Below are 23,209 nucleotides of genomic sequence, written 5' to 3'. Positions count from 1 at the left end.
GAATTGGTAGACGCACCAGATTTAGGTTCTGGCGCCGCAAGGTGTGAGAGTTCAAGTCTCTCCTTCCGCACCATTATCGGAAAACCCAGCATGACTTTGCTGGGTTTTTTCTTTTTTTGGTTCTGGACTCGGGAAATCATTAGATTTGCCGAATTAAAAAAGCGAGCTCATGGCTCGCTTTTTTTCTATCTGTGATTTGAGTAGCTTACTACATACCTAACGCGTATTTCAGTACTTGAGCCTTAATTGGCCCTGAGTTTTCAGCAAGCTTCAATGCAGCATTACGTACGAACTTCAATGGCCCTAGATCGTTGCTAAAACCTTTATAGAAAAAGTCCATGCCCGTCTGCATGAGTAAGTTGTCAGGTCGACGTGCGCGTTCGTATTTCGCGAGTAAGGTATCTTCCAGCTTTTCTTGTTGTTCTGTTACCGAAAGGAGAACGTCTACATCTTTGAAGCCTAAGTTTACCCCTTGCCCTGCAAGCGGGTTGATCGTATGGGCAGAGTCACCCACTAACACGCAATTTTTGCTTGAGTAGCTTTGCGCATGACGACGAGTGAGTGGGAATGAGCCAAACTGTAAAACTTCAATATCGCCTAATTCAGCAGGGAAATGACGTAAAATTTCTTCTCTTAGTTGAGGTTTACTCATCGCACACAGTTGTTTAATACGTTTAGGCGAGTCATACCAAACCAAAGAACCTTGGCCTACTACTTGACCATCGTCGTTACTCAAAGAGCACAGAGGTAAAAATGAACGTGGGCCTGAAGGTGTAAATTGTTGCCAAGTAATATCTTGCTGAGGCAATTCTGTTTTCACGTTAATCAACATGCAGTGTTGTCGGTAATCCCACGCAGTTACACCAATTCCAGCCAATTGACGAACTTTAGAGTTTGCACCATCAGCACCAATCACCCAGTTAGCTTCAAACTGCTCCCCACTTTCTAGTGTCACAAGATTTATATCTGCAAACTCAATGGCTTTTAATCGCTCAGGACACATCACGGTTAGATTTTCATGCTGAGAGAAGACTTGCCAAAGACCTAATTGGATTAGGCGGTTTTCAACGATGTAACCTAGCTGATCCAATGACAATTCATCAGAGTGAAAACGAGTACGGCACTCTGGGTGCTCCCAAGTTTCTAAGCGCCGATAAGGACAAACTCGCATGCTCTTGATCTCTGACCATGCTCCGAGTGAATCAAGTAACTCCACCGACTGGTGCGAGATTGCAGATACACGAATATCCATCGCCTGAGCGGCATCAAAAACTTTAGGTTTTGTACCTTCAACCAAGACAACGCTTCTGCCCTGCTTGGCAAATCCAACAGCGACGGCTGCCCCGACCATACCGCCACCGATCACGGCGATGTCATACTTGTTCATTTTTCACTCTTCATCGTGCTGATTAATTGGCGTTTTTTATTGTACTTTCCATGGCTATTTTTACAAAATTGTTTAACAAAAAACCTTGTTCTGCATAGGGCGAAAAACTAGATTTCATCAGGCTTTGCAGAGAATTAGCTAGATCACTAGTCAGGTGCTTTTTAAAGCAGTACAATACGCCGCTTACCGCCGTGATGGCGGCTATAATTTGAGCAATAGCTCTCCGATTTAAGTACAACTGAACGAGCGAAAGTGAGATGAGTAAGAAACTGCTAATTAAAACCTGGGGCTGCCAGATGAACGAATACGATTCATCAAAAATGGCCGACCTGCTTAATGCTGCAAACGGCTACGAGCTGACGGAAGAGCCAGAGGAAGCAGACGTACTTCTACTTAACACCTGTTCGATCCGTGAAAAAGCGCAAGAGAAAGTTTTCCACCAGCTAGGCCGCTGGAAAACACTAAAAGATAAAAAACCTGGCGTAGTTATCGGTGTAGGTGGTTGTGTAGCAACGCAAGAAGGTGACCATATTCGTGAACGTGCGCCATACGTTGACGTTATTTTTGGCCCACAAACTTTGCACCGCCTACCTGAGATGATCAAACAATCTCAGTCCGATGATGCACCAGTTATGGACATTTCGTTCCCAGAGATCGAAAAATTCGACCGCCTACCTGAACCTCGCGCTGAAGGTGCGACAGCATTCGTTTCTATTATGGAAGGCTGCTCTAAGTACTGTACTTACTGTGTCGTACCGTACACTCGTGGTGAAGAAGTAAGCCGTCCAATGGATGACGTACTGTTCGAAATCGCCCAACTTGCTGAACAAGGCGTACGTGAAGTAAACCTTCTGGGTCAAAACGTAAACGCGTACCGTGGTCCTATGCACGATGGTGAGATCTGTTCATTTGCAGAACTGCTTCGTTTGGTTGCGTCTATCGATGGTATCGACCGTATTCGTTTCACGACGAGCCACCCGTTAGAATTCACAGACGACATCATCGCAGTATACGAAGATACGCCAGAACTTGTGAGCTTCCTGCACTTACCTGTGCAAAGTGGTAGTGACCGTATCCTAACGATGATGAAACGCCCTCACACCGCTATCGAATACAAATCGATCATCCGTAAACTGCGTAAAGCTCGTCCTGATATCCAAATCAGTTCAGACTTTATTGTTGGTTTCCCTGGTGAGACAGACAAAGACTTCCAAGACACCATGAAGCTAATCAAAGATGTAGACTTTGACATGAGCTTCAGCTTTATTTTCTCTCCACGTCCAGGTACGCCAGCAGCGGATTACCCTTGTGATGTGTCAGAACAAGTGAAGAAAGAGCGCCTTTACGAACTACAGCAAACTATCAATGCTCAAGCGATGCGTTACTCTCGCTTAATGCTTGGCACAGAACAACGTGTTCTAGTTGAAGGTCCTTCGAAGAAAAACCTAATGGAACTACGCGCTCGTACAGAAAACAACCGTGTAGTAAACTTTGAAGGTAGTGCAGACCTAATTGGTCAGTTCGTTGATGTGAAGATCGTAGACGTATTTGCAAACTCACTGCGTGGTGAGCTAGTACGTACTGAAAAAGACATGGATCTTCGTAGTGTGATTTCCCCAACGCAGATGATGGCGAAAACACGTCGCGAAGATGAGCTGGGTGTAGCTACTTTTACGCCGTAAGCTCGTATAAATAGCCATAGAGAGCCTGGTCGTTATCAGGCTCTCACTAAGTGGCAAAAAATGAGAGGCAACATTGAGCAATAAAATCGTAACTCTAGAAATTAACCTAGAACCTTCAGACAACCGCCGACTAGCTAGCCTGTGCGGTCCATTCGATGACAACATCAAGCATTTAGAACGTCGTCTAGGCGTTGAAATTAACCACCGTAGTGACCACTTTACGATTGTCGGTAAACCTCATACCGCATCAGCTGCGCTGGATATCCTGAAAACTCTATATGTTGATACCGCACCTGTACGAGGTGAGATCCCAGATATTGAGCCTGAGCAAATCCATCTAGCGATCAAAGAGTCTGGTGTTCTTGAGCAGAATACTGAGTCTAACATCGAGCATGGTAAAGAAGTCTTCGTCAAAACCAAGAAAGGTGTGATCAAACCACGTACGCCAAACCAAGCGCAGTACTTGGTTAACATGGTCACGCATGATATTTCTTTTGGTATTGGCCCGGCTGGTACAGGTAAAACCTACCTTGCTGTAGCAGCAGCTGTTGACGCACTAGAGCGCCAAGAGATCCGCCGTATTCTACTTACTCGTCCAGCGGTTGAAGCTGGTGAGAAATTGGGCTTCCTGCCTGGTGATTTAAGCCAGAAAGTCGACCCATACCTACGTCCGCTATACGACGCCCTATTTGAAATGCTGGGCTTTGAGCGCGTAGAGAAGCTGATTGAACGTAACGTGATTGAGGTTGCTCCTCTTGCTTACATGCGTGGTCGTACTCTAAACGACGCCTTCATCATTCTTGATGAGAGTCAGAACACCACTGTTGAGCAGATGAAGATGTTCCTAACGCGTATTGGTTTTAACTCTCGCGCGGTTATCACTGGTGATGTCACGCAGATTGACTTACCTCGTGGTGCGAAATCGGGTCTTCGTCATGCTATTGAAGTACTAAGCGAAGTTGACGACATCAGCTTTAACTTCTTCTTAGCCGACGACGTTGTACGTCACCCTGTGGTTGCTCGTATCGTTAACGCGTACGAGAAGTGGGAAGCACAAGACCAGAAAGAGCGTAAAGAGTTCGAGAAACGCCGTCGTGAAGAACGCGATGCGAAGTTACTAGAAGCAGCAAAAGCCGAACTGAATGCACAAGTTGCTTCAACTAAGGAATAATCATGGCGATTGAACTTGATCTGCAACTGGCAGTCGAAAATGAAGAAGGTCTGCCTTCGCAGCAAGATTTCCAATTGTGGCTAGATAAGACAATTCCTCTCTTCCAGCCACAAGCCGAAGTCACCATTCGTATTGTTGATGAACAAGAAAGTCATACGCTCAACCATGAGTATCGCGGCAAAGATAAACCAACTAATGTGTTGTCGTTTCCATTTGAAGCACCTCCTGGTATGGAAATAGATTTACTTGGTGATTTGATTATTTGCCGCCAAGTTGTTGAAAAAGAGGCGGTTGAACAGAGCAAGCCTCTGCTAGCACATTGGGCGCATATGGTTGTACATGGCAGCTTGCATCTGCTAGGTTATGATCATATAGAGGATGACGAAGCCGAAGAGATGGAGTCCCTCGAAACCGAAATCATGCAAGGTATGGGTTATGAAGATCCTTACATTGCTGAAAAAGAGTAGCTATTGGCCACTCGACAGGGAAAGGCGAACCACCTAAATGACTCTCGTGTTCGCCTCTCTATGTGTGCTATCACACTTCTGATAGCGTTACTTAATTGAGAAACAATGAACGAAGATAATTCTCCCTCTTCTAACGAAGATAAGAAAGAAAAGGCAGAAGGTCCGAGTAGAAAGTCCTTCTTTGAACGTCTAGGTCAACTATTTCAGGGCGAACCAAAAGATCGCCAAGAGCTTGTGGATGTTATCCGCGACTCTGAAGTTAACGACCTGATTGACCATGACACTCGCGATATGCTCGAAGGTGTTATGGAAATCTCCGAAATGCGTGTGCGTGACATTATGATCCCGCGTTCGCAAATGGTTACCGTTGAGCGTACTCACGACCTTGATACCTTGGTTGCTTTGATTACCGATGCTCAGCACTCTCGCTACCCTGTGATCAGCGAAGATAAAGACCATGTGGAAGGCATACTTCTAGCGAAGGACTTACTTAAATACTTAGGCTCAGGCAGTAATCCATTTGATATCGAAGAAGTCATTCGACCAGCGGTTGTAGTACCGGAAAGTAAACGCGTTGATCGACTGCTGAAAGAATTCCGTGAAGAACGTTATCATATGGCCATTGTTGTCGATGAATTCGGTGGTGTTTCTGGTCTTGTGACCATTGAAGATATCCTTGAGGAAATCGTCGGGGATATTGAAGATGAATTCGATGAAAGTGAAGAGACGGACATTCGTAAGCTGAGCAAGCATACGTTTGCTGTCAGAGCGCTGACAACCATCGAAGAGTTTAATGAGACATTCGGAACCAACTTCAGCGATGAGGAAGTTGATACCGTTGGTGGTATGGTCATGACTGCCTTTGGTCACTTACCTTCTCGTGGTGAACTGGTTGAAATTGAAGGCTACAACTTCAAAGTCACCGCTGCCGATAACCGTCGTGTCATTCAACTCCAAGTGACGATCCCAGACGAAGAAACCCTGGTTGAAGCCACTCAAGAGTAACGCGATACCCATTGGGAATCTCAGAAATTACAATGATGAATGAACTCTTTCATCGCCTTAAGCGGCCCTTAGTGGCCGCTTTTGTTGGCGCCTCTACTACACTCGCTTTCGCTCCTTACCAGCTGTGGCCTATTGCCATTCTTAGCCCTGCAATTCTACTGATTCTTCTTGCTAACCAAACTCCGAAACGCGCACTATGGATTGGTTATGCTTGGGGGTTAGGTCAATTTGCAACTGGCGTTAGCTGGGTTTACGTCAGTATCTCCGGTTTTGGCGGTATGCCGCTCATTGCCAATTTATTTTTAATGGGCTTACTTGTTGCCTACTTGGCTGTTTATTCAGGCTTATTTGCTTGGCTCAACAACAAGCTGTTTCCTCAATTTACGCTCACAAAAGCACTTCTCGCTGCACCTGCTTTATGGCTGATAAGTGATTGGTTGCGTGGTTGGGTGATGACCGGCTTCCCTTGGTTATGGCTAGGCTATAGCCAGATAGATGCTCCACTCGCAAGCTTTGCACCAATTGGCGGCGTAGAACTGCTTACTCTATTTATCCTTATCAGCGCAGGGGCGTTAGCCTATGCATGGATTCATAAGCAGTGGCTGATGGTGATTATCCCTGCGGTATTACTCAGTACTGGCTTTGGGATTCGCAACTACGATTGGGTAACACCCCGACCAGAAGACACGACTAAGCTCGCACTGATTCAAGGTAACGTAGACCAAAACCTAAAGTGGCTACCAAGTCAACGCTGGCCAACCATCATGAAATATGCTGACTTAACTCGTGAAAACTGGGACGCTGACATTATCGTTTGGCCAGAAGCAGCAATTCCCGCTTTTGAAATTGAAGTGCCTTCATTTTTGAGCAATATCGACAGCGCTGCAAAAATGAATAACAGCGCAATCATCACCGGTGTCGTCAACCAAGCTGAAGATCGACAGTTCTACAACAGTATTCTGTCCCTCGGCATCACACCATACGGTGACTACAGCTTCGATTTAAGCGAACGTTACCATAAGCATCACCTACTACCGTTTGGTGAGTTTGTACCATTTGAAGATATTTTGCGCCCATTAGCGCCATTCTTTAACCTACCGATGTCATCGTTTAGCCGTGGGGCTTTTGTGCAGCCAAACATCGTTGCGAATGGCATGCACATGGCACCAGCGCTTTGCTATGAGATCATCTTTAATGAGCAAGTGCGTCAAAATGTGACTGACGAAACAGACTTCATTCTAACGCTTTCAAACGATGCATGGTTTGGTCACTCTATCGGCCCTCTTCAGCATATGGAGATCGCCCGTATGCGTGCCTTAGAGTTAGGTAAACCGCTCATCCGCTCGACTAACAACGGATTAACAGCGGTAACCGATCACAAAGGTAAAATCGTTGAGCAAGTACCGCAGTTTGAAACTGCAGTACTGCGCGCAGAGCTCACCCCAACCGATGGGAAAACGCCATATCGAATCGTTGGTACTTGGCCATTGTATATTTGGGTAGGGTTAAGTTTAGCTCTGGCTTTCGGTTTAAGAAGAAAACAGAGCTGATAACAGCTTGAAAGTAGAAAAGACAAAAAAGAGGCGACTAAGCCTCTTTTTTATTCATAGCATTATACTGTCGTTACGCGCCATTTATGGCTTTAATGACTGACGAGTAAAGCCTTTGTGACCACATTTAATACACGGAATGATTACAGTTGGGTGGTTATACGTTGTCTTGTGACCACACTCATCACAGACTAAAGTGCCTAAGCCTATCACCTCTCCTGCTTCATATAGCCCTTGATGCTCTAAGTCATCGAACAACTCAACCCACTCAACTTTAGTTCGGTCAGTAATCTCTAACAGCCCTTGCCATATCGAGTCCGCAATCGTTAAGTAAAACGGGCCGCTTTTGCTATCCTCGTAACTCTCTGAAAACTCTTTTAAGTCTGCTTTAAGGTACGCTTTGATTAAAGCCAATTCATCTTTGGTCAAGTCATTAGCAGCATCCACCACTTTGCCCGACGTCTCAATCGCTTTGTTAACTTCTTCCGGACTGTGCTTCAAGGTTTCAATCACATCCTCGAGCATTTCCTCATAACCTGTTTTACGTTTAGGCATAACTGACCTCCATCTTTCTCCTACCTGCGTCACTTAAGGGCGCATGGGTACAGATTGGCTATTGTTGTGATCCCTAGCTTTAGGTATTCTATGACGATCTATTTAAGTCTGTTCTAACCGAACTCACAAATTCCAAGATAACGGATACCATCGATGCAAGAACAATACAACCCACAAGATATTGAACAAAAAGTTCAAAAGCACTGGGATGACAACAAAACCTTTGTTGTAAGTGAAGACCCAAATAAAGAAAAATTCTACTGTCTGTCCATGTTCCCATACCCAAGTGGTCGACTGCACATGGGTCACGTGCGCAACTACACTATCGGTGATGTAGTATCTCGTTTCCAACGCCTACAAGGCAAAAACGTGATGCAACCAATCGGTTGGGACGCATTCGGTCTACCTGCAGAAAACGCAGCAGTAAAAAACAAAACTGCGCCAGCACCTTGGACTTACGAAAACATCGAATACATGAAGAACCAACTTAAGCTTCTAGGCTTTGGTTACGATTGGAACCGTGAATTCGCAACATGTACACCGGAGTACTACCGCTGGGAACAAGAGTTCTTCACTAAACTTTACGAGAAAGGTTTAGTTTACAAAAAGACTTCTTCTGTTAACTGGTGTCCTAACGACCAAACTGTTCTTGCAAACGAGCAGGTTGAAGACGGTTGTTGCTGGCGTTGTGATACGCCTGTAGAGCAAAAAGAAATCCCTCAATGGTTCATCAAAATCACTGAGTACGCTCAAGAGCTACTAGACGACTTAGACAAGCTTGAAGGTTGGCCTGAAATGGTGAAAACCATGCAGCGCAACTGGATTGGTCGTTCTGAAGGTGTTGAACTGAAGTTTGAAGTTAAGGGTCAACAAGACCTAGAAGTTTACACAACACGTCCAGATACGCTAATGGGTGTGACTTACGTGGGTATCGCAGCCGGCCACCCTCTTGCAGCTCTTGCAGCAGAGAACAATCCAGAGCTTGCAGCGTTTATCGACGAATGTAAGAACAACAAGGTTGCAGAAGCTGAGCTAGCGACAATGGAGAAGAAAGGTATGGCAACTGGCCTTACTGCTATTCATCCATTGAACGGCCGCGAAGTACCAGTATACGTAGCAAACTTCGTACTGATGGACTACGGTACAGGCGCGGTAATGGCTGTACCTGCGCACGACCAACGTGACTACGAGTTCGCAACGAAGTACGGTCTAGACATCGTGCCTGTTATCAAGCCTGCTGATGGCAGCGAGCTAGACATCTCTGAAGCAGCATACACAGAGAAAGGCGTACTGTTCGATTCAGGTGAATTCGACGGCCTCGAATTCCAAGCGGCGTTCGATGCAATTGCAGCGAAGCTAGAAGCAGAAGGCAAAGGCACTAAGACTGTAAACTTCCGTCTACGCGACTGGGGTGTATCTCGTCAACGTTACTGGGGCGCACCAATCCCAATGGTAACGACTGAAGACGGTGAAGTTCACCCAGTACCTGCTGACCAACTACCAGTGATTCTTCCAGAAGACGTGGTAATGGACGGCGTAACCAGCCCAATCAAAGCAGACAAAGAGTGGGCGAAGACAACCTTTAACGGCGAACCTGCTCTACGTGAGACAGATACGTTCGATACATTCATGGAATCTTCTTGGTACTACGCGCGTTATTGTTCACCGCAAGCAGACGACATCCTAGATCCAGAAAAAGCAAACTACTGGCTACCAGTAGACCAGTACATCGGCGGTATCGAGCACGCTTGTATGCACCTACTGTACTCACGCTTCTTCCACAAGTTGCTACGTGACGCGGGCTACGTAACGTCTGACGAACCGTTCAAGCAACTACTGTGTCAAGGCATGGTACTGGCTGATGCGTTCTACTTCGAGAACGAGAAAGGTGGTAAAGAGTGGGTAGCTCCAACAGACGTAGCCGTTGAACGTGATGGTAAAGGCCGCATTACTTCTGCTAAAGACACTGAAGGTCGTGATGTAACGCACTCAGGCATGATCAAGATGTCTAAGTCTAAGAACAACGGTATCGACCCTCAAGAAATGGTAGACAAGTACGGCGCTGACACAGTACGTCTATTCATGATGTTCGCGTCTCCAGCGGACATGACACTTGAATGGCAAGAGTCTGGCGTAGAAGGTGCGAACCGCTTCCTAAAACGTGTTTGGAAACTAGTGAAAGAGCACACAGCGAAAGGCGCAGCAGAAGCAGTAGATACCGCAGCGCTTTCTGGTGATCAAAAAGCACTTCGCCGTGACGTTCACAAGACTATCGCGAAAGTGACGGACGATATCGCTCGTCGTCAAACATTCAACACCGCGATCGCAGCGATCATGGAGCTGATGAACAAACTAGCGAAAGCGCCTCAAGAATCTGCGCAAGATCGTGCAATCCTTGACGAAGCACTGAAAGCTATTGTTGTCATGCTTTACCCTATCACTCCGCATATCTCATACGAGCTATGGGCAGCACTAGGTGAAACAGACATTGATAACGCGGCATGGCCGACGTTTGACGAAAAAGCGCTAGTTGAAGACGAAAAAACTATCGTTGTTCAAGTTAACGGTAAGCTACGTGCGAAGCTAACAGTCCCAGCGGATATCTCTAAAGACGATATCGAACAGCTTGGTCTAAACGACGAAAACGTGGTTAAGTTCACTGATGGCCTGACTATTCGTAAAGTCATTTACGTTCCAGGTAAACTGCTGAACATCGTTGCAAACTAATCACAGCTGTCAATTTGTCTCTGTGTAGCGAACTTATTTGTTAACCAAGAGTCATTAAACAGGGTAGTTAGCTACCCTGTTTATTTACCTCAAACCATTCACATGAGTGGTTTAAGGTAAATAACCCCTTCAATTTAGGATGAATACAATCAATGCGCTTTTTCTCTTTGATTAAACTACCAGTGGTATTGGTATTAGCGGGGCTTCTTTCTGCCTGTGGTTTTCACCTTCGCGGCGAGTATTCCGTACCGGAAGAGCTGCACACTATGTCTTTCTCCAGCTACGATGAATACAGTGAATTAACTCGCTATGTTCGCTCTCAACTCGAACTGAACAAAGTTGAACTTGTTCAACCATCATCGACGGTACCCAACCTTCATTTGACGGAAGCGACAATCGATGAGCGTACACTATCGCTTTATCAAAATAGCCGTGCAGCAGAAAAAGAGCTGACATACGTAGTAAAATACCGTGTGACAATTCCTGGCTATGGTTCTAAAAACTTTACGACAACAGTAAACCGCAACTACCTAGACAACCCGTTGACCGCACTTGCAAAATCTGTTGAGCGTGACGTAATTGAAGACGAGATGCGCTTGCAAGCCGCAAAACAGATGATGCGCCAGTTGGGTCGTATTCGTGCCGAATATGAAGCAGGACAAATCTCTGAGCCAGCGAACAAAAACTCTTAGTCACTATGCGAATTTATGCCGATAAGCTAACGGATCATTTAACTAAACAAGTTAAACAGGTTTACTTAATCTTTGGTAATGAGCCGTTACTGATTCAAGAAAGCCGCCAAGCAATCCAAAAGGCAGCGTTTCAGCAAGGTTTTGAGGAAAAACACCGTTTTGCTGTGGATGCTAGCATCGACTGGAACCAAGTTTACGACTGTTTCCAAGCGATGAGTCTGTTTTCACACCGTCAATTGATTGAGCTTGAAATTCCTGAAAGTGGCGTGACAACCGCCGTCAGCAAAGAGCTGCAAACACTGTGTGATATGCTTCATGATGACATCATGCTCGTCATTGTTGGTAGCAAACTGACCAAAGCCCAAGAAAATGCGAAATGGTTCAAAGCATTAAGCTCAAAAGGCGATTGGGTAAGCTGCTTGTCGCCAGACCTTCAACGCCTACCTATGTTCATTCAGACACGTTGCCGCACGTTGGGACTAAAACCCGATCAGCAATCACTGCAAATGTTGGCTCAATGGCATGAAGGTAACCTATTTGCATTGACACAAAGCTTAGAGAAATTGGCCCTACTCTATCCGGATGGTGAGCTGACCATCATACGTTTAGAGGAAGCCCTAAGTCGCCATAATCACTTCACTACCTTTAACTGGATCGACGCCTTACTGGCAGGTAAAGCAAACCGTGCACAACGCATTCTTCGCCAACTTGAGGCGGAAGGGGTTGAGACCGTGATCTTGATTCGAAGTGTACAAAAAGAGTTGAGCCAACTTTTAAATATGCATCAAGACTTAACTCAAATGGGAATGAACCAGGTATTTGAGAAATATCGAGTTTGGCAAAACAAGCGTCCACTCTATAACGCAGCACTGACCCGCTTATCGGCGAGTCGTATTTGTGCATTGCTCTCCTTGTTGGCTCAAGCAGAGATAAAAGCCAAAACTCAATATGACGAGTCTGTATGGCCAACTATTCATCAGTTGAGCTTAGAAACCTGCTCTCCTGATATTAAGCTGGCAATTTAAAAATCAAAGCGTGATATAGTGCGCGACCTGTTTTGCAAGCAAGAATGTAAAACACTGTAGAGATAAGAGACAAACCGAGGAAAACCGAGTGCTTCGCGAAGAACTGAAAGACTTTTTAGCTGATAAAGCCGACGACATGAAAGCGGAAGACATTATCGTCCTAAATGTGGAAGATAAATCAAGCGTGACAGATTACATGATCATCTGTACTGGTACATCCAAACGCCACGTTTCATCCATCGCTGACCATGTTGCAACAGAAGTGAAAAAAGCCGGTCTTGAGCCACTAGGAATGGAAGGTGAAAACGAAGGTGAATGGGTAGTCCTAGATATGGGCGACGCCATGCTTCACGTGATGCAAGAAGAGCACCGCGAACTCTACCAGCTAGAAAAACTCTGGGGTTAATCTTTTGAAAATTCAACTAATTGCTGTTGGCACAAAAATGCCAAAATGGGTTGAGGAAGGCTTTCAAGAATATCGTCGCCGTTTCCCGCATGATATGCCGTTGGAGTTGATTGAAATCTCTGCTGGCAAGCGTGGTAAGAATGCCGATATCGCTCGCATCCTGCAAAAAGAAGGGGAAGCGATGCTCGCGGCGGTACCAAAAGGCAACCGTATCGTCACGTTAGATATCCCTGGTAAAAAATGGGACACTCCTCAACTCGCTGAGCAGTTAGAAGCTTGGAAATTAGATGGCCGTGATGTATCAATATTAATCGGCGGTCCCGAAGGACTCGCTCCTGCATGCAAAGCTGCAGCAGACCAAAGCTGGTCATTGTCTGCCTTAACGCTACCCCACCCTCTAGTGCGTATCGTAATGGCAGAAAGCTTGTACCGAGCGTGGAGCATCACCGCTAACCACCCTTATCATCGCGAATAATCGTTGTTTAACTTTAGAGCCAAGCGTTAATGATTCGTAAACGCCGCAGTCAAATCCGAGATTATCAAGCCGAAGCGCGTCTGTTTGCCAGCCGCGCTATTGTTGCTTTTATCGGCATTGTTGTCTTGATGGGAGCTCTGGTTGCCAACATGTACAACATTCAGGTGAACCAGTTTCAAGACTATCAAACCCGCTCGAACGATAACCGCATCAAAGTAGTGCCTATCGCGCCTAACCGAGGTCTAATTTATGACCGAAATGGCGTTTTACTGGCAGAGAACCGTCCCGTCTTTAACTTAGAACTGACCCCAGAAAAAATTAAAGACATTGATGCAACCATCCAAGAATTACAAACTATTCTGGAAATTACACCAGACCAGATTGAACGTTTCCACCACGAGCGTAAACGGACTCGTCGATTTAAATCGGTCCCACTGCTTACCCAACTGAACGAAAAACAAGTAGCGGTATTCTCCGTCAATCAGTACCGCTTTCCGGGTGTGGAAATAAGTGCGACCTTAAAGCGCTACTACCCTTTCAGCGAAGTCTTAACCCACGTGATTGGTTACGTTTCTCGAATCAATGATCGCGACATGCAGCGCCTGATCCGAGAAGAAAAAGACGCAAACTATCAAGCCACTCGCGACATTGGTAAGCTGGGTATTGAAAAATACTACGAAGACCTCTTACACGGTACAGCCGGATATCAAGAAGTCGAGGTAAACAGCCGCGGCCGAGTAATTCGTACGTTAAAGTACGTTCCACCTGTACCCGGAAAAGACATCGTTTTAAACCTTGATATCAACTTGCAGCTGTACGTACACCAATTATTGGATGGCCGCAGAGGCAGTGCTGTAGTGATCGATCCTAGAGACAACGGCGTACTGGCTATGGTTTCAAGTCCTAGCTACGATCCTAACTCGTTCGTGCACGGAATCTCAGGTAAAGACTATCGTGCCCTTTTGAACGATAAAAACCGCCCTTTGGTCAACCGCACTACACTTGGCATTTACCCTCCGGCCTCTACCATCAAACCATTTATGGCGGTAGCCGCGCTGCAAGAAGGTGTCGTCACACCTAACACCACACGAAATGACCCTGGTTATTGGCGCATACCAAACTCCAACACACGCCCGTTTCGTGACTGGTTGCGTTGGGGGCACGGGCGCGTCGATATCATTAAGTCGATCGAAGAGTCTGTTGATACCTTCTACTATCAAATCGCTTATGACATGGGTATTGACCGTATTTCGAATTGGATGATGATGTTCGGTTTTGGTGATTACACTGGCATTGATATCTACGAAGAAAGTAAGGCGAATATGCCGACTCGTGACTGGAAAATGTCTCGCCATAAAACCCCATGGTATAAAGGTGATACGATCCCTGTGGGTATCGGTCAAGGATATTGGACAGCAACACCAATGCAAATCGCCAAAGCAACCTCCGTATTAGTAAACGAGGGAGAAGTGATCGCACCTCACTTGCTCAAAGCGACGATAGAAAATGGTAACGACTTCGAAGAGCAGCAAACGACAGAATACGTGACTTACCCACCAATCAAGAATGTGCCTAAAAAGTACTGGGATATGGCGAAAGAAGGCATGCGTCGGGTAAACCATGGCACGCGCGGAACAGCTCGTCGCTCATTCTACAAAATGAATTATGAAACAGCGGGTAAATCAGGTACTGCACAGGTCTTCGGTCTGGGTGAAAACGAAGAGTACAACGCCGATGAGATCGCCGAGCACTTACGTGACCATGCGTTATTTACTGGCTTTGCACCATTTGATGATCCTAAAGTGGTCGTCACTGTAGTACTAGAAAATGCCGGTGGTGGTTCTAGTAACGGTGCCCCAGTAGTAAGGAAAATTTTTGACCGAGTCGTTCTTGGTCCAGAAGAAATTGAGCCTGAAAACAATGCGAAGAAAGAGGTAAAACAGTAATGAAGATGGATCCCTCTACAGGTAAAAATCGCGCCCTGTTTGAACGCTTCCATATCGACTTACCACTCCTACTTGGCATACTGGCCCTGATGGGGTTTGGCCTGGTGATCATGTACAGCGCCAGTGGCCAAAGTTTACTGATGATGGATCGCCAAGCCATGCGAATGGTGCTTTCACTCGTTGTGATGCTCGTCCTTGCACAGCTTTCTCCACGAACTTACGAAAGCTTGGCACCTTTGATGTTCGTTGGTGGCGTTATACTGCTTTTCGGCGTGCTGTTTTTCGGTGAAGCATCGAAAGGCGCGCAGCGTTGGCTTAACCTCGGTTTTGTGCGCTTTCAACCGTCAGAGCTATTGAAGCTCGCGGTGCCATTAATGGTAGCTCGCTATGTTGGTAGACAGCCCCTCCCACCAACGCTAAGAACACTCATTGTTGCACTGATTATGGTCTGCTTACCAACCATTCTCATTGCAAAACAGCCTGACTTAGGTACCTCAATCCTGATCGCGGCTTCCGGTATTTTTGTTATCTTCCTCGCAGGCATTAGCTGGAAAATAATTGCTGGTGCTGCGATTGCATTAGGTGGTTTCATTCCAATTCTGTGGTTTTTCTTGATGCGAGAGTATCAAAAAGTGCGAGTTCGTACTCTATTTAACCCGGAGTCTGATCCGCTAGGAGCGGGCTACCACATTATTCAGAGTAAAATTGCGATTGGCTCCGGCGGTATTTCCGGCAAAGGTTGGTTGCAAGGTACGCAGTCACAACTAGAATTTCTTCCTGAACGACACACTGACTTTATCTTTGCAGTAATTGCTGAAGAATGGGGTATGATTGGCTTCCTTTGCCTTTTAGCCATCTATCTATTTATTATTGGACGAGGTTTATATCTCGCCAGCCAAGCGCAAACCGCATTTGGACGAATGATGGCAGGCAGTATTGTACTCAGCTTCTTCGTGTATATTTTTGTAAATATTGGCATGGTAAGTGGCATCCTACCTGTAGTAGGTGTACCGTTGCCACTCATCAGTTATGGCGGCACATCAATGGTAACCTTGATGGCTGGTTTTGGTATTCTGATGTCGATTCATACGCACCGAAAAGCATTCTCTAAGGCGACCTAGACATGCAAAAACGCGCTTTATATTCCTTGGTTTTCTCTGCTCTTATTTTGGCAGGCTGTTCATCAACTAGCCAAAAAGAACAAGAAGGCCGTTACGAACTCGAATCCGATGTTGCACCGGATACACCGCTTTCAGTCGAACACATCGAGGATGCGCATCCTAAATATGAACCGTACAGCCTAGGTGGGAACAAAGATTACCACTTGCGTGGCAAAGACTACAAAATAGTTCGCAATGCGAAAGGCTTTAAAGAAAAAGGCCGCGCATCTTGGTATGGGAAAAAATTCCAAGGTCATTTGACTTCTAATGGCGAAATCTATGACATGTACTCAATGACGGCAGCGCATAAAACGCTACCGTTACCAAGTTACGTAAAAGTTACCAATACTGACAACGGCAAAACCACCATAGTACGAGTTAATGACCGAGGTCCTTTTCACGATGGCCGTATCATTGATTTAAGCTATGCCGCCGCGCACAAGTTAGATGTCATAAAAACAGGCACCGCGAACGTGGAAATTGAAGTGATCAGTATCAATCAGCCCACGGACAAAAAGTCATTAGAAGCGCACCCTAGGTACGTTATTCAAGTGGCATCATCAAAAAATGAAGAACGCGCGCGAACTTTAGGTACCGAGCTTGGTCAAAAATTGGATACAGAAACTTTCCTAGAGAGTGCGAAAGAGTCTTATCGCTTGTTGTTAGGGCCATTTACTGACTATTCCCTGACGCAAGCCACATTAGATAAAGTAAAGTTGCTCGGCTATTCGTCTGCATTTATTAAAAAACACAACACTGCCAAATGACCTCGTGTCATGAATTTCTCTTTGATCCCCCTCTTACATAACTAGGGATTCTGATAAGATGTCTGCAGTTAACCCAAAAATTTGAATTACCATGAATAAAAATAAGTTTGTGAAATCTATTCTCGTTTCTTCGGTTGCCCTTTCTGCAACTTTCGCTCAATCTGCTCTTGCATCACCTATCGTTGTTCCAGATGCCCCTCAAATCGCGGCGAAGGGCTACGTGCTGATGGATTACCATTCAGGTAAAGTACTGGCAGAGAAAGAGATGAACACAAAATTGTCTCCAGCTAGTCTGACTAAGATGATGACCAGCTATGTAATCGGCCAAGAGCTAGCGCGTGGTAATATCTCAGAAGATGATGATGTCACCATCAGTAAAAATGCGTGGGCGAAAAACTTCCCTGATTCATCAAAGATGTTCATTGAAGTAGGCACAACAGTTAAAGTACGTGACCTGAACCGAGGTATCATCGTCCAGTCAGGTAACGATGCCTGTGTTGCGATGGCAGAACATATTGCAGGTTCAGAAGATGCATTTGTTGACCTAATGAACGCTTGGGCCAACACATTGGGTATGACTAACTCGCACTTTGCCAACGTTCATGGCTTAGATAACGCAGAATTGTACTCAACACCATACGACATGGCACTGCTAGGTAAAGCACTTATCCGTGACGTACCAAATGAGTACCGAGTGTACTCAGAGAAGAAATTTACTTACAACGGCATCACCCAATACAACCGTAACGGTCTACTTTGGGATAAGAGCATGAACGTTGACGGCATCAAAACGGGTCACACAAGTAATGCGGGTTACAGCCTAGTAAGTTCAGCAACTGAAGGTCAAATGCGCTTGGTTGCGGTCGTTATGGGTACTAAAGATGCCAATGCTCGTAAGTCAGAAAGCAAAAAGCTGCTAAGCTACGGCTTCCGTTTCTTCGAAACAGTGGCACCGCACAAAGCAGGTGAAACGTTCGTAGAAGAAAAAGTGTGGATGGGTAACAAAGACACCGTAGCACTGGGTCTTGACCAAGATACTTACGTAACACTACCGCGTGGTGAAGCGAAAAACCTAAAAGCAAGCTTCGTCCTTGAAAAAGAGCTAGAAGCCCCAATTAATAAAGGTGATGTAGTTGGTAAGCTATACTATCAGATCGATGGTGAAGATATTGCCGAGTACCCACTAATGGCACTAGAAACCGTAGAGCAAGGTAGTCTATTTAGCCGCATGTGGGATTACATCGTATTGTTATTCAAGAGCTTCTTCTAAAAAGAACGTTAGAGTAGCAAACTTATTCGCAAAGCCGCCTGAATGGGCGGCTTTTTAAGTTTGAGCTCCTCGTCTTGAGTTCCCCCTAATTTGACTGTACTATTTCGCACCGCAACGAATATCTACTGGAGTTATCGATATGCTAACCATCAACTCTGATGCAAAATTAAAAGACCTGCTTGAGTTCCCTTGTTCATTTACTTACAAGGTAATGGGTCATGCAAAGCCTGAACTTCCAGAGCTTGTTCTTGAAGTTATTCAGCGCCATGCTCCAGGTGACTACAGCCCGACCGTTAAACCAAGTGCTAAGGGCAACTACCACTCTGTGTCAATCAACATTACTGCAACCTCTATCGAGCAGGTTGAGACACTGTACAAAGAGTTAGGTGAAATTGACATCGTACGCATGGTTCTATAATTTTTTGATATATTAAATTTTTTTTGAAAGCAGCCTTGGCTGCTTTTTTATTACTTATCAAAGAGATAACGAGGCTTTACATCGCTTTCAGTTAAAAATCTGTTACGCAGCGGTAGAGCATCAGGGTTATCCGGTTTATAATCCAAAAACTTTATATATTAGCAACAGGAATTCCCATGCAACACCAACTTGTTGTAAAACGACTTGGCCGCCAAGACTATGAGCCTGTATGGAAGGCGATGCATGAGTTCACCGACCAACGCACAGAAGAAACCCGTGATGAAGTCTGGTTGGTAGAACATAACCCAGTATTTACGCAAGGACAGGCAGGTAAAGCTGAGCACTTGATTAACACTGGCGATATTCCTGTTGTACAAAGTGATCGCGGAGGCCAGGTTACGTATCATGGCCCTGGTCAGTTGGTCGCCTACTTCTTGATCAACCTACGCCGCAAAAAATTAGGTGTACGAGATCTCGTTACCACAATCGAGAACCTCGTGATCAACACGCTAAAAGCATACAATATTGACTCAGCCGCGCGACCTGACGCACCAGGTGTCTACGTTGCCGGTAAGAAAATATGCTCTCTCGGTTTACGCATTCGTAAAGGATGCTCGTTTCATGGTTTAGCCTTGAACGTAAATATGGATTTAACACCGTTTCTGCGTATTAACCCTTGTGGTTATGAAGGTATGGAAATGGTTCAGGTCAGCCAATTTGGCGGCCCAGACAATGTAGAAGCCGTAGAAAAACAATTAATAGAAGAACTCGTTACTTTGCTCGATTATGAGCAAGTAGAATTCAGCACAGAAGCACCTTCTCAAGGTAATAAAGCATGAGCAAACCAATCCAGATGGAAAAAGGCGTTAAATATCGTGACGCCGATAAAATGGCATTGATTCCCGTAAAGAACATGCCTACAGAGCAGAAAGAAGTGCTACGTAAGCCTGATTGGATGAAGATCAAGCTACCAGCCGACAGCCAACGAATTCAAGACATCAAAGCGGCGATGCGTAAGAATAAACTTCACTCCGTATGTGAAGAAGCATCTTGCCCGAACCTAGCGGAATGTTTTAACCACGGTACAGCAACCTTCATGATCTTAGGTGCTATTTGTACTCGTCGTTGTCCTTTCTGTGACGTTGCTCATGGCCGCCCATTACCACCGGAAGCAGAAGAGCCTCAAAAACTGGCGAAAACCATTGCCGATATGAAGCTGAAATACGTAGTAATCACTTCTGTTGACCGTGACGATCTGCGTGACGGCGGTGCACAACACTTTGCCGATTGTAACCGCGAGATCCGTGCGTTAAACCCGCATATTAAGATTGAAACACTGGTTCCTGACTTCCGTGGTCGCATGGATGTAGCGCTTGATCTAATGAAAGACAATCCGCCAGATGTCTTCAACCACAACTTAGAAACAGCGCCACGTCTTTACCGTAAAGCTCGCCCAGGTGCGAACTATAAATGGTCACTTGAGCTTCTTAAGAAGTTCAAAGAGCAGCATCCCGATGTACCGACCAAGTCTGGTTTGATGATGGGCCTTGGTGAAACCAAAGAAGAAATCATCGAAGTACTGAAAGATCTACGCGCACACGGCGTAACGATGCTGACTCTAGGCCAGTACCTAGCGCCAAGCCGTCACCACTTGCCAGTAGAACGTTACGTTCCACCATCAGAGTTTGACGAGCTAAAAGAAGTTGCACTAGAACTTGGCTTCACGCATGCAGCGTGTGGTCCATTTGTGCGCTCTTCTTACCATGCCGATATGCAAGCTCAAGGTATCGAGATTAAATAAGCTCTCGCTTGTTTTGAAAAGCTTGTTTTGAAAAGAAAGGTTGGCTCAGTGCCAACCTTTTTTGTATCTGGAAAATGATGATAAAAAGCCATTCTACCACTGTCATTCTGAACAGCGAGGAACGAGCGTGATTCAGAATCAGTTTTCAGAATACTGATGATTTTTAGGGAAACTCTGAGTAAAAGAGTGTGCCTCAACAAGATTCCTGATCTCGCCTAGGCTCGTCGGAATGACGTGGTTTGGATATATTGAAAAGGGACAGTGTTGGTAGCCATCCCCTTATCACACACTCTCGCTATATCTCATTCCAAACGCCAGACAAACAAAAAGGCCCTCAAATGAGGACCTTTAGTATATCAATGTTCAAAATAGATGAGTCGAGTTCTAGAAGAACACACGGAGTTTGCGCGAGCAAATGAGTATGTTCGACACCGAAATCGACTCACTCTATGAAAAGCAGTTAGGCGTAAACTGGTAGACGCTTACAAATTTCTAGCACTTTCTGTTTTGTCGCTTCGATAACTTCTTCGTTGCCGATGTTATCTAGAACGTCACACATCCAGTTTGCTAGCTCTTTTGCATCTTCTTCAGTGAAGCCACGGCGAGTGATCGCTGGCGTACCTACACGGATACCAGACGTTACGAATGGGCTGCGTGGGTCATTTGGTACTGAGTTCTTGTTTACAGTGATGTTTGCTGCACCTAGTGCCGCGTCTGCGTCTTTACCAGTGATATCTTTGTCGATTAGGTCAACAAGGAACAAGTGGTTTTCTGTACCATTAGATACGATTTTGTAGCCACGCTCTTGGAACTGACCAGCCATTGCTTTTGCGTTTTTCACTACGCGAGCTTGATAAGCTTTGAACTCTGGCTCCATCGCTTCTTTGAACGCTACTGCTTTACCAGCGATAACGTGCATTAGAGGGCCACCTTGACCACCAGGGAACACTGCTGAGTTCAGTTTCTTGTACATATCTTCGCCAGCATTTGACAAGATAAGACCACCGCGAGGACCTGCTAGTGTTTTGTGCGTCGTTGTTGTTACCACGTGAGCATGCGGTACTGGTGTTGGGTATTCACCGGCAGCGATAAGACCAGCTACGTGCGCCATATCAACAAATAAGTAAGCACCTGCTTTGTCAGCGATTTCACGCATGCGTTTCCAATCAACGATTTGCGAGTAAGCAGAGAAACCACCGATGATCATCTTAGGTTTGTGTTCAAGTGCTAGCTGTTCCATCTCGTCGTAGTTGATTTGACCAGCTTCATCGATACCGTAAGGGATAACGTTGTAGTGCTTACCAGAGAAGTTTACTGGTGAACCGTGAGTTAGGTGACCACCGTGCGCTAGGCTCATGCCTAAAACTGTATCGCCTGGGTTAAGAAGCGCCATGTAAACTGCGCTGTTTGCTTGAGAACCTGAGTGAGGCTGTACGTTAGCGTACTCACAACCAAATAGTTGGCATGCACGCTCAATTGCTAGTGCTTCAGCTTTATCTACGTACTCACAACCGCCGTAGTAACGCTTACCTGGGTAGCCTTCAGCGTATTTGTTCGTTAGCTGAGAACCTTGCGCTTCCATTACACGTGGGCTTGTGTAGTTTTCAGAAGCGATAAGTTCAATGTGTTCTTCCTGGCGAAGAGTTTCTTCCTGGATAGCTGCGAACAGTTCCGCATCGTAATCTGCGATGTTCATATCACGCTTAAGCATCTGTATCTCCTGACTCAGATTAGTACTGAAAGTTGCAAAAAAACTGTTGAATGACCCGACGCAAACGTTTTCGTCACCCTAATGGCGCGCATTCTACATAATTTGATTTAGGTCATAAAGAGAAATTTACAATTTTTCTCATGCAGTTTTTTCATGATGACAAGCAATGTTTATCATGCCAGCATTGCAATCGCATAACGACAATCTATTGCCTGTCAAATTTGTGCTTTACACCCTGTAAAACAGCAATTACATAGGTTTACCGTAAATTTTACCCTCTAGCTACCGAAAAGATCATCTTTTTACTACTATGCACGCCTTATTTATCACTAATGACTGCAACATTGATGGAAAAACACTCATTAAAAGAAGACTGGATAGCGATTCTCACGGGTACCTTTTTAGTAGCTCAAGGCGTTTTCTTTCTCCAATCCGCGAACCTTCTAACGGGAGGCACGACTGGATTGGCTCTGCTTGTTAGCCAATTTACACCTTTTACCTTTGGTGTGCTGTACTTTTTAGCAAACAGTCCTTTTTACTTACTAGCATGGAAACGCTTCGGCCGTCATTTCGCCATTAATAGTGCCATTTCTGGCGCGTTGGTTTCTATCTTTGCCGATCATCTTTATTTGCTAATCTCGCTCGAATCGGTAAATGAAGTTTATTGCGCCGTCGCAGGCGGGCTTTTAATGGGGCTCGGTATGCTGATCCTATTCAGACATCGCTCCAGCTTAGGTGGCTTTAACGTGCTGTGTTTGTTTATCCAAGACAAATTTGGCATTTCAGTTGGCAAAAGCCAAATGGCAATCGATGCATGTATCCTGTTTGCTTCATTCTTCTTTGTCACACCAGAAGTGATTGGCCTTTCAATTTTGGGGGCGTTTGCACTCAATGTCGTGTTAGCGATGAACCACAAACCGCACCGCTATTCCGTGACCTACGGTTCATAAATTTTTGATAATGATTGAAGCGCGATTTATAAGATTTCGCGCTC

General features: G+C 45.5%; 22 protein-coding genes. 19 read left to right on the top strand and 3 right to left on the bottom strand.

Annotated features, from left to right (window positions below; genetic code table 11):
- Positions 1-195, top strand: a 195-nt coding sequence (locus R7P69_RS15505; RefSeq protein WP_206949545.1) for a hypothetical protein, incomplete at its 5' end; no start/stop codon positions are given.
- A gap of 13 nt (positions 196-208) precedes the next feature.
- On the opposite strand, the gene R7P69_RS15500 is transcribed toward R7P69_RS15505, so the two are convergent.
- A complete protein-coding gene (locus tag R7P69_RS15500) occupies positions 209-1,387 on the bottom strand; it encodes a 2-octaprenyl-3-methyl-6-methoxy-1,4-benzoquinol hydroxylase (protein ID WP_025768908.1) in 1,179 nt (392 codons plus the stop codon).
- Positions 1,388-1,644: 257 nt separating this feature from the next.
- On the opposite strand from R7P69_RS15500, the gene miaB reads away from it, so the two are divergent.
- The 5 genes from miaB (at position 1,645) to lnt (ending at position 7,262) form a co-directional block, all read left to right on the top strand.
- Positions 1,645-3,069 (top strand): tRNA (N6-isopentenyl adenosine(37)-C2)-methylthiotransferase MiaB, encoded by a 1,425-nt coding sequence (miaB, locus tag R7P69_RS15495; RefSeq protein WP_005373038.1) that lies wholly within the window; start codon positions 1,645-1,647, stop codon positions 3,067-3,069.
- A 73-nt stretch (positions 3,070-3,142) separates the two neighbouring features.
- Positions 3,143-4,240: a PhoH family protein gene (locus tag R7P69_RS15490; RefSeq protein WP_005373033.1), complete on the top strand. Its 1,098-nt coding sequence runs from the start codon at positions 3,143-3,145 to the stop codon at positions 4,238-4,240.
- A 2-nt stretch (positions 4,241-4,242) separates the two neighbouring features.
- The gene (ybeY, locus tag R7P69_RS15485; RefSeq protein ID WP_005373030.1) at positions 4,243-4,707 is read left to right on the top strand and encodes an rRNA maturation RNase YbeY; all 465 of its coding nucleotides are present in this window, start codon (positions 4,243-4,245) and stop codon (positions 4,705-4,707) included.
- Between the two features lie 105 nt (positions 4,708-4,812).
- Complete coding sequence (corC, locus tag R7P69_RS15480) at positions 4,813-5,712, top strand: CNNM family magnesium/cobalt transport protein CorC (protein ID WP_005384118.1); 900 nt, start codon at positions 4,813-4,815, stop codon at positions 5,710-5,712.
- Positions 5,713-5,744: 32 nt separating this feature from the next.
- Entirely contained in the window at positions 5,745-7,262 is a 1,518-nt protein-coding gene (gene lnt / locus R7P69_RS15475) for an apolipoprotein N-acyltransferase (protein ID WP_005384119.1), read from the top strand.
- Positions 7,263-7,346: 84 nt separating this feature from the next.
- On the opposite strand, the gene R7P69_RS15470 is transcribed toward lnt, so the two are convergent.
- On the bottom strand, positions 7,347-7,817 hold the full coding sequence (locus R7P69_RS15470; RefSeq protein WP_005373024.1) for a zinc ribbon-containing protein: 471 nt from the start codon (positions 7,815-7,817) through the stop codon (positions 7,347-7,349).
- 153 nt (positions 7,818-7,970) lie between these two features.
- Here R7P69_RS15470 and leuS point away from each other — a divergent pair, with 153 nt between their 5' ends.
- The 12 genes from leuS to lipA all read left to right on the top strand — a co-directional run bounded on the left by leuS (position 7,971) and on the right by lipA (position 20,504).
- On the top strand, positions 7,971-10,544 hold the full coding sequence (leuS, locus tag R7P69_RS15465) for a leucine--tRNA ligase (protein WP_005391313.1): 2,574 nt from the start codon (positions 7,971-7,973) through the stop codon (positions 10,542-10,544).
- 152 nt (positions 10,545-10,696) lie between these two features.
- Positions 10,697-11,236: an LPS assembly lipoprotein LptE gene (gene lptE / locus R7P69_RS15460; protein ID WP_005384122.1), complete on the top strand. Its 540-nt coding sequence runs from the start codon at positions 10,697-10,699 to the stop codon at positions 11,234-11,236.
- 5 nt (positions 11,237-11,241) lie between these two features.
- The gene (gene holA, locus R7P69_RS15455; protein ID WP_238952228.1) at positions 11,242-12,261 is read left to right on the top strand and encodes a DNA polymerase III subunit delta; all 1,020 of its coding nucleotides are present in this window, start codon (positions 11,242-11,244) and stop codon (positions 12,259-12,261) included.
- 88 nt (positions 12,262-12,349) lie between these two features.
- Complete coding sequence (rsfS, locus tag R7P69_RS15450; RefSeq protein ID WP_005373015.1) at positions 12,350-12,667, top strand: ribosome silencing factor; 318 nt, start codon at positions 12,350-12,352, stop codon at positions 12,665-12,667.
- Positions 12,668-12,671: 4 nt separating this feature from the next.
- Positions 12,672-13,142: a 23S rRNA (pseudouridine(1915)-N(3))-methyltransferase RlmH gene (gene rlmH / locus R7P69_RS15445; protein ID WP_017821762.1), complete on the top strand. Its 471-nt coding sequence runs from the start codon at positions 12,672-12,674 to the stop codon at positions 13,140-13,142.
- Positions 13,143-13,171: 29 nt separating this feature from the next.
- Positions 13,172-15,088 carry a penicillin-binding protein 2 gene (gene mrdA / locus R7P69_RS15440; RefSeq protein ID WP_005384126.1) on the top strand — a complete coding sequence of 639 codons (1,917 nt, stop codon included), beginning with the start codon at positions 13,172-13,174 and terminating at the stop codon, positions 15,086-15,088.
- On the top strand, positions 15,088-16,209 hold the full coding sequence (rodA, locus tag R7P69_RS15435) for a rod shape-determining protein RodA (protein WP_005384128.1): 1,122 nt from the start codon (positions 15,088-15,090) through the stop codon (positions 16,207-16,209). Before mrdA ends, rodA begins: the two co-directional genes overlap by 1 nt.
- Positions 16,210-16,211: 2 nt before the next feature.
- Entirely contained in the window at positions 16,212-17,015 is an 804-nt protein-coding gene (locus R7P69_RS15430) for a septal ring lytic transglycosylase RlpA family protein (RefSeq protein WP_017635670.1), read from the top strand.
- A gap of 91 nt (positions 17,016-17,106) precedes the next feature.
- A complete protein-coding gene (locus R7P69_RS15425) occupies positions 17,107-18,285 on the top strand; it encodes a serine hydrolase (RefSeq protein ID WP_005384132.1) in 1,179 nt (392 codons plus the stop codon).
- 139 nt (positions 18,286-18,424) lie between these two features.
- Entirely contained in the window at positions 18,425-18,703 is a 279-nt protein-coding gene (gene ybeD / locus R7P69_RS15420; RefSeq protein WP_005384135.1) for a DUF493 family protein YbeD, read from the top strand.
- A 176-nt stretch (positions 18,704-18,879) separates the two neighbouring features.
- On the top strand, positions 18,880-19,542 hold the full coding sequence (gene lipB, locus R7P69_RS15415) for a lipoyl(octanoyl) transferase LipB (RefSeq protein WP_005384137.1): 663 nt from the start codon (positions 18,880-18,882) through the stop codon (positions 19,540-19,542).
- Positions 19,539-20,504 (top strand): lipoyl synthase, encoded by a 966-nt coding sequence (gene lipA / locus R7P69_RS15410; protein ID WP_005391329.1) that lies wholly within the window; start codon positions 19,539-19,541, stop codon positions 20,502-20,504. Before lipB ends, lipA begins: the two co-directional genes overlap by 4 nt.
- 460 nt (positions 20,505-20,964) lie before the next feature.
- Here lipA and glyA read toward each other — a convergent pair whose 3' ends face one another.
- The gene (glyA, locus tag R7P69_RS15405; protein WP_238952227.1) at positions 20,965-22,215 is read right to left on the bottom strand and encodes a serine hydroxymethyltransferase; all 1,251 of its coding nucleotides are present in this window, start codon (positions 22,213-22,215) and stop codon (positions 20,965-20,967) included.
- Positions 22,216-22,562: 347 nt separating this feature from the next.
- On the opposite strand from glyA, the gene R7P69_RS15400 reads away from it, so the two are divergent.
- On the top strand, positions 22,563-23,165 hold the full coding sequence (locus R7P69_RS15400; protein WP_054579054.1) for a YitT family protein: 603 nt from the start codon (positions 22,563-22,565) through the stop codon (positions 23,163-23,165).
- Positions 23,166-23,209: the final 44 nt, after the last annotated feature.

It is taken from the genome of Vibrio sp. 661 (assembly GCF_033339315.1).
Lineage (GTDB): Bacteria > Pseudomonadota > Gammaproteobacteria > Enterobacterales > Vibrionaceae > Vibrio > Vibrio alginolyticus.
This window is presented reverse-complemented; position numbering and strand designations above follow the sequence as displayed.

Bases quoted from the DNA above. Each gene is read 5' to 3' on its own strand.
- R7P69_RS15500 (WP_025768908.1), bottom strand. From the start codon at position 1,387: ATGAACAAGTATGACATCGCCGTGATCGGTGGCGGTATGGTCGGGGCA.
- miaB (WP_005373038.1), top strand. From the start codon at position 1,645: ATGAGTAAGAAACTGCTAATTAAAACCTGGGGCTGCCAGATGAACGAA.
- ybeY (WP_005373030.1), top strand. From the start codon at position 4,243: ATGGCGATTGAACTTGATCTGCAACTGGCAGTCGAAAATGAAGAAGGT.
- corC (WP_005384118.1), top strand. From the start codon at position 4,813: ATGAACGAAGATAATTCTCCCTCTTCTAACGAAGATAAGAAAGAAAAG.
- lnt (WP_005384119.1), top strand. From the start codon at position 5,745: ATGATGAATGAACTCTTTCATCGCCTTAAGCGGCCCTTAGTGGCCGCT.
- R7P69_RS15470 (WP_005373024.1), bottom strand. From the start codon at position 7,817: ATGCCTAAACGTAAAACAGGTTATGAGGAAATGCTCGAGGATGTGATT.
- leuS (WP_005391313.1), top strand. From the start codon at position 7,971: ATGCAAGAACAATACAACCCACAAGATATTGAACAAAAAGTTCAAAAG.
- lptE (WP_005384122.1), top strand. From the start codon at position 10,697: ATGCGCTTTTTCTCTTTGATTAAACTACCAGTGGTATTGGTATTAGCG.
- holA (WP_238952228.1), top strand. From the start codon at position 11,242: ATGCGAATTTATGCCGATAAGCTAACGGATCATTTAACTAAACAAGTT.
- mrdA (WP_005384126.1), top strand. From the start codon at position 13,172: ATGATTCGTAAACGCCGCAGTCAAATCCGAGATTATCAAGCCGAAGCG.
- rodA (WP_005384128.1), top strand. From the start codon at position 15,088: ATGAAGATGGATCCCTCTACAGGTAAAAATCGCGCCCTGTTTGAACGC.
- R7P69_RS15430 (WP_017635670.1), top strand. From the start codon at position 16,212: ATGCAAAAACGCGCTTTATATTCCTTGGTTTTCTCTGCTCTTATTTTG.
- R7P69_RS15425 (WP_005384132.1), top strand. From the start codon at position 17,107: ATGAATAAAAATAAGTTTGTGAAATCTATTCTCGTTTCTTCGGTTGCC.
- ybeD (WP_005384135.1), top strand. From the start codon at position 18,425: ATGCTAACCATCAACTCTGATGCAAAATTAAAAGACCTGCTTGAGTTC.
- lipB (WP_005384137.1), top strand. From the start codon at position 18,880: ATGCAACACCAACTTGTTGTAAAACGACTTGGCCGCCAAGACTATGAG.
- lipA (WP_005391329.1), top strand. From the start codon at position 19,539: ATGAGCAAACCAATCCAGATGGAAAAAGGCGTTAAATATCGTGACGCC.
- glyA (WP_238952227.1), bottom strand. From the start codon at position 22,215: ATGCTTAAGCGTGATATGAACATCGCAGATTACGATGCGGAACTGTTC.
- R7P69_RS15400 (WP_054579054.1), top strand. From the start codon at position 22,563: ATGGAAAAACACTCATTAAAAGAAGACTGGATAGCGATTCTCACGGGT.